A 5873-nucleotide genomic window follows, 5' to 3' on the forward strand; every position below is an offset into this window, starting at 1 on the left:
AGACGGCGATCGCCTTCGTCCTGGCGGTGATCGTCAACCAAAAGTTCCTGCGCGGCAAGGGCTTCTTCCGTACGGCATACTACTTCCCGTCCATCACCTCGACGATCGCCGTCTCGCTGGTCTTCCTCTTCCTGTTCCAGCGCAGCGGCGCCATCAACCAGTTGATCAGCGCGCTGCTCCCGGGTGCGGACGTCAGGATGAACTGGCTCGACAACGCCGACGGGGTGCTGCACAACTTCCTCGGCCTGGTCGGCATCGACTCGTCGCCCGCGTTCCTTGCGGATACATCGGTGATGGGTCTGAGCCTGTGGCAGTGGCTCTCGGGGCCGAGCGTCACCCTGTTCGCCATCATGATCCTGGTGACGTGGACCACCACCGGCACGATGATGCTGATCTTCCTGGCCGGGCTGCAGAACATCCCGTCCGACATCGAGGAAGCCAGCCGGGTGGACGGTGCCACCGCATTGCAGCGCTTCCGGCTGGTGACGATCCCGATGATGAGACAGCCGCTCTTCTTCGTGCTGACCATCGGGCTGATCGGTACCTGGCAGGTCTTCGACCAGATCTTCGTGATCTCGGCCGGCGGCCCGCAGAAGACCACGCTGACCCCGGCCTACCTCATCTACCGGGAAGGGTTCCAGAACTTCTCGATGGGACGTGCCACCGCTGTCGCGTTCTTGCTGTTCACTCTCATCATCGTCTTCACCCTCGTCCAGCGCCGCATCCTCAAGCCGGATCGGACGTGACACATGGAGGCCGCACCGACATGACTGCGCAACTACAGCAGCGGCGTGCGCCGCTGGAAGGCCGCGCTTCCGTCCACGGGCAGTCCACGGGGTATCGGATCGCCAAGCGGGTCCTCGGCTACGGGATCCTGATCTTCTTCGCCGCCCTGTTCATCGCGCCGTTTGCGCTCGCTCTGGCGAACTCGATCAAGTCGCGGCCGGAGGCGCTCGCGTCGCCGCTATCACTGATTCCCGCCGATCCCACCCTGCGCGCCTACGAGGAGATGGCCGGCACCGACATCGCACGGTGGACGATGAACTCCGTCGTGGTCACGGTGATGGTCACGCTCGGCCGGCTCGTTCTCGATTCGCTCGCCGGCTACGCCCTGGCCAGGTTGCGGTTCCCCGGCCGGGCCGCCATCTTCGCGCTGGTGGTGGCCGTACTGGCGGTGCCGCCGATCGTGCTGGCGATCCCGCGCTATCTGGTGCTCGGGCAGCTAGGCATGCTCGATACCTACGCGGGGCTCATCCTTCCGTTGGCCGTCGACGCGTTCGGTATCTTCCTCATGAAGACGTTCTTCGAGTCGATACCCCGGGAGATGGAAGAGGCCGCCCGCATCGACGGGGCGACGATCTTCCAGACCTACTGGCGGATCATCATGCCGCTGGCCGCGCCTGGGTTGATCGCCTTGACGATCCTCTCCTTCCAGGGGTCGTGGAACGAGTTCTTGCACCCGCTCATCGCCGCCCCCAGCGACCCGGATCTGCGCACTCTGCCGGTAGGGCTCGCCCTGCTGCGGGGGGCGGAGGGCCAGTCCCAGGACTTCCCGCTGCTGCTGGGTGCATCGGTGCTGATCACGATCCCGGTTGCCATCGTCTTCTTCACGTTCCAGCGCCATTTCATCCAAGGAGTCACCGCGTCCGCGGTGAAAGGATAAAGAAAGCAATATGACGTCTCACGACACCGCACTCACGCTCGTCAACGGCACTACGTTCACCGTCTCCGACTCCCGCGGCGACATCGACCCGTCCGGGTATCACGGCGTCTACCACCGTGACATCCGGGTCGTGTCGTCCCTGCGGCTGGAGGTGGACGGCGCCCGCCCGCAGCTGCTCGCCGCGGATCGCACCGGCGCGGGGGAGGGACACTGGGTGTACGTGCTGGCCAGCGACGAGCACGGCAGCCCCACGGCCGTTCTGACCCGCCACCGGTACGTCGGCGAGGGAGTACGCGAACGCCTGATCGCGCATGCGTACGGCCGGCCGTTGCCTGCGCGCATCCTCACCGTCGAGATCGCAGCGGACTTCGCCGATCTGCTCGAGCTCAAGGGCGATCCGGGCCGGCGTCCCCCCGTGGAACTCGTCGAGGACCACGGCGGTGTATCTGCCGGCACCGACCGGATCCGCGTCGAGCTCGCCGCCGACGGCCCGGGGGTCACGCTTACCGGCGCCGGCCTGCGCTGGGATCTCCGCCTCGACGCCGGCACGTCCCGCACCGCGGAGATGGAGATCCGGCCCCGCGTCTCCGGCCACGACCAGCCGGTCCGTAAGGCTACGGTCCTCACGGAGGAACCGGCGGCCACGCTGCGCGTGAGCGGAGGTGCCGACCGGTGGACGCGCAGCGTCGCGTCGGCCCTCGATGACCTCGGCGGCCTCCGGGTGGATATCCCGTCGATGGATCTGCGCTACCTGGGCGCGGGCGCGCCGTGGTTCATGGCACTCTTCGGCCGCGACACCCTGCTCACGGGCTGGGAGAGCCTGGTGGCCGGACCACGGTTGGCCCTAGATGTTCTCCAGGCTCTCGCGTCACGGCAGGGCCAGCGCGTCGACCAGCGCACCGGCGAGGAGCCGGGCAAGATCCTGCACGAGATGCGGACCGGACTGATGCCGGTCTTCGGCGTGGAGCCGGGCGTCCCGTACTACGGCACGGCTGACGCCACGCCGCTGTTCGTCATGCTGCTGGCCGAGGTGTACCGCTGGGGCGCGCCCGACGACGACGTCCGGGCACTCCTTCCCGCCGCCCGCGCCGCGATGGAATGGTGCCAGGTCCACGGTGACGTCGACGGCGACGGCCTGGTGGAGTACGTCGGTGACGCGCACGGTCTGGCCAACCAGGGGTGGAAGGACTCCGCCGACTCCATGGTGCACTCCGACGGCACACTTGCCACCGACCCGATCGCACTCGCGGAGGTTCAGGCCTACGTCTACGCCGCCTATGGGGCGCTGGCCGAGCTCGAGGAACGGCTCGGCGAGCCGGATGCGGCACCGGAGCTACGCGCCCGCGCCGACCGTATCCAGGCCACTGTCGCCGAGACGTTCTGGCTACCCGAGCGGCGGCTCGTGGCCATGGCCCTCGACGGCGACAAGAAACCGCTCGCTGTATCGTCGTCGAACATCGGCCATTGCCTGTGGGCGGGAGTGCTGGAAGGCGACGTCGCCGACGCCGCGGTGGAGCAGCTGATCCGGTCCGATCTGGCCACCACCTGGGGGCTGCGCACGCTCGCCTCCGGAGAGGTCGCATACAACCCGTTGGGCTACCACGTGGGATCCATCTGGCCGCATGACACCGCCATCGGCGTCGCCGGACTGGTGCGGCACGGCACCGTGAAGCAAGCGCGCCGCCTGGTGGACGGACTGCTCGCCACAGCCGAGGCGTTCGGCTGGCGGCTGCCCGAACTCCTCGGCGGAATGAGCGCCGACGAGATATCCCAGCCCGTGCCTTATCCCGTCGCGTGCAGCCCGCAGGCATGGAGCGCCGCCGCACCGCTCCTGCTGTTGCGGGCGATGCTTCGCCTGGAGCCCGACGTGCCCGCGGGTACCGTCCGGATAGCGCCGGTGTTGCCCGAGGACGAGGAGATCGTCGTGCGCGGCATCCCGCTCGGTACCGGCACGCTCAGCGTGCGCGCCCGGGGAACCGACGTGGAGGTGCTGGAAGCACCGTCGGGTATGACCGTGAACTGACCGGATCCCAGCGCAATGACAGGTCACGTCACCACATGTCAGCTGTCGGCCTGGTGGCCCTTCGGCCGGCGTGCGCGCGCTCCCTGGCTCGGCTGGCTGAACGCCTTGTCGGTGACGTTGTTGATCGCCGATTCGACCCCGCCGACCTGGTCCGCGAGCAGACCGAGTGCTCCCACCGCACGGCTCATCGGGTCGTCCCCGTCGCCGCCCAGCGCCTGGGACTTGACGAACCCGGCCTTGACCTCGGCCCAGCGTTCCGACTCCTCCGATGTCATCCGCCCACGCAACTCGGCGAGCTTGAGCAGGTTCGCCTCCGCACCCGAGGTGAGCGTCTGGGCCTCTCCGACGTAGTGGTCGTCGATCATCGCCTCGAGCTCGTCTTCGTTCATCACCGGCACCACCCGAGACGCCATGGCGATCATGTTCCGGTACGAGCCTTGCAACTGGAACGGCGGCTCAGTCCGGGACGCGTCGGCCTGAGCGGCGGAAGCGATGTAGGCCTGGTTATTGGCCAGCACCACCTGCTGGATCCGTCGAAGCTTGCGCAAGACCGAGAGAATCTGCTCGAGCTCGGTGGGGGAGTACGGGTGCGTGAGCTGGTCCGCCTGGGCGGTCTCGTCGCCGCGGGCCAGCCGCACCAGTATGTCCACGTCCGCGCGATCGCGGGTGGAGACCGGGGCCAGAATCGGGTTGGAGGTCAAGGCGTTCTCGATGTAGCTGAGCGAGAACAGCTCTTCCCTCCCGGACAGGACGTCACCGAGGTTCCACACATCCGCCCGGTTGGCGAGCATGTCCGGTACCCGGAACCGCTTGCCCTCCTCGGTGTAGGGGTTACCGGCCATGCAGACCGCAAACCTCTTGCCCCGCAGGTCATAGGTCTGGGTCCGCCCGTTCCAGACGCCCTCCATCCGGCGCTGCGCGTCACACATGGAGATGAACTTCTGCAGCAGCTCTGGGTTGGTGTGCTGGATGTCGTCGAGGTACAGAAGAACGTTGTTGCCCATCTCGAGCGCGAGGTTGATCTTCTCCACCTCTTGCCGAGCCGTGGCGTTGGGCGCCTCCGCCGGGTCCACCGACGTGACGGCATGCCCGAGCGCAGGGCCGTTCACCTTGACGAACACCAGCCCGAGCCGGCTGGCGACGTACTCCATCAAGGTCGTCTTGCCGTAACCGGGCGGTGAGATGAGCAGCAGCAGCCCGCTCTGGTTGACCTGCCGGGAGTCCCCGGTGGTGCCGAGCTGCTTGGCCAGGTTGTCACCGATCAGCGGCAGGTACACCTCGTCCAGCAGCCGGTTCCGGACGAAGGCGCTCATCACCTGTGGTTTGTACTCGTCGAGCCGGAGCGACGAGCGCTGCCGTTCCACCAGCTCCGTGCGCTGACGCTGGTAGGCGCGGTAGGCGGGAACCCGCTCGGTGCGGAACCGGCGGGTGCGCGCCAGCACCTCGTCGAGGCGGAAGCGCAGCGTCCGGTCGTGGATCCTCGAGTGCGTGCCGAGCAGGCCGCCGACGCTGGCCGTCAGCGACGCGGACGAATCGTGCCGGGGCAGCGACGTGCCACACAGCTCGAGGGCGACCGCCTCCGGGAGGTCGCCGGCCGGATCTCCGCGCTCATCCTGATGCTCGCTCTGCCCCCGCCCCTTGTCCGTCTCCGTGGCGCTGACGAACGACGTGAGCCAGGCGTGCACGAGCTGGTGACGCGCGGCGAGGTCCGAATCGAGCTTGCGGAGGTCGTCGGCGAACGCCTGACGCGATCCGGCACCGGAGCGGCGGCTCAGCGCGCGGTGGAACCTGTCGATGAGCTTCTTCGCGCCGGCACTGGTGACGAACCCGGAGGACGCATCGGCGAGCTCCTCGAAGAGGTACTCACCGGCCCATCCGCGCTCGCTCTCCTGCATAGCGGGGAGACCGGACTCGTCGAGGAATGCGGTGACCGCGTCGTCCAGTTCGGCGCAGAGCGCATCCACGGCCTCGGAACGGTGGAAGTGGAAGGTCTGGCGTGCCTTATGCAGGGAAGAAGCCCGTGTGGTCCAGCTGGACCGGGCCTGCTCGCTCGAACCGAATGCCCAGAACAGCTGCGCGGCCGCGCGGGCGGCCGGGGGATAGCGCAGGAGACCGGCGGCCGAGTGAAGTCGCAGCAATGCCTCCAGGATGGTGGCGGCGTCGTGGTCGTGGACACCACGCTCGTAC

General features: G+C 67.9%; 4 protein-coding genes. 3 read left to right on the forward strand and 1 reads right to left on the reverse strand.

What is annotated here, in order from left to right; genetic code table 11:
- The 3 genes from ELR45_RS21885 to ELR45_RS21895 all read left to right on the forward strand — a co-directional run.
- The coding region (locus ELR45_RS21885; RefSeq protein WP_205857020.1) for a carbohydrate ABC transporter permease at positions 1-746 on the forward strand (746 nt) is incomplete at its 5' end.
- Between the two features lie 20 nt (positions 747-766).
- Positions 767-1663 (forward strand): carbohydrate ABC transporter permease, encoded by an 897-nt coding sequence (locus tag ELR45_RS21890; protein ID WP_129668233.1) that lies wholly within the window; start codon positions 767-769, stop codon positions 1661-1663.
- 10 nt (positions 1664-1673) lie between these two features.
- A complete protein-coding gene (locus ELR45_RS21895; protein ID WP_129668234.1) occupies positions 1674-3686 on the forward strand; it encodes an amylo-alpha-1,6-glucosidase in 2013 nt (670 codons plus the stop codon).
- 38 nt (positions 3687-3724) lie between these two features.
- Here the strand turns inward: ELR45_RS21895 and ELR45_RS38675 are convergent.
- Positions 3725-5873: AAA family ATPase (locus ELR45_RS38675; RefSeq protein WP_205857021.1), on the reverse strand; the 2149-nt coding region annotated here is incomplete at its 5' end.

It is taken from the genome of Phytoactinopolyspora endophytica (assembly GCF_004138495.1).
Lineage (GTDB): Bacteria > Actinomycetota > Actinomycetes > Jiangellales > Jiangellaceae > Phytoactinopolyspora > Phytoactinopolyspora endophytica.

Bases quoted from the DNA above. Each gene is read 5' to 3' on its own strand.
- ELR45_RS21895 (WP_129668234.1), top strand. From the start codon at position 1,674: ATGACGTCTCACGACACCGCACTCACGCTCGTCAACGGCACTACGTTC.
- ELR45_RS21890 (WP_129668233.1), top strand. From the start codon at position 767: ATGACTGCGCAACTACAGCAGCGGCGTGCGCCGCTGGAAGGCCGCGCT.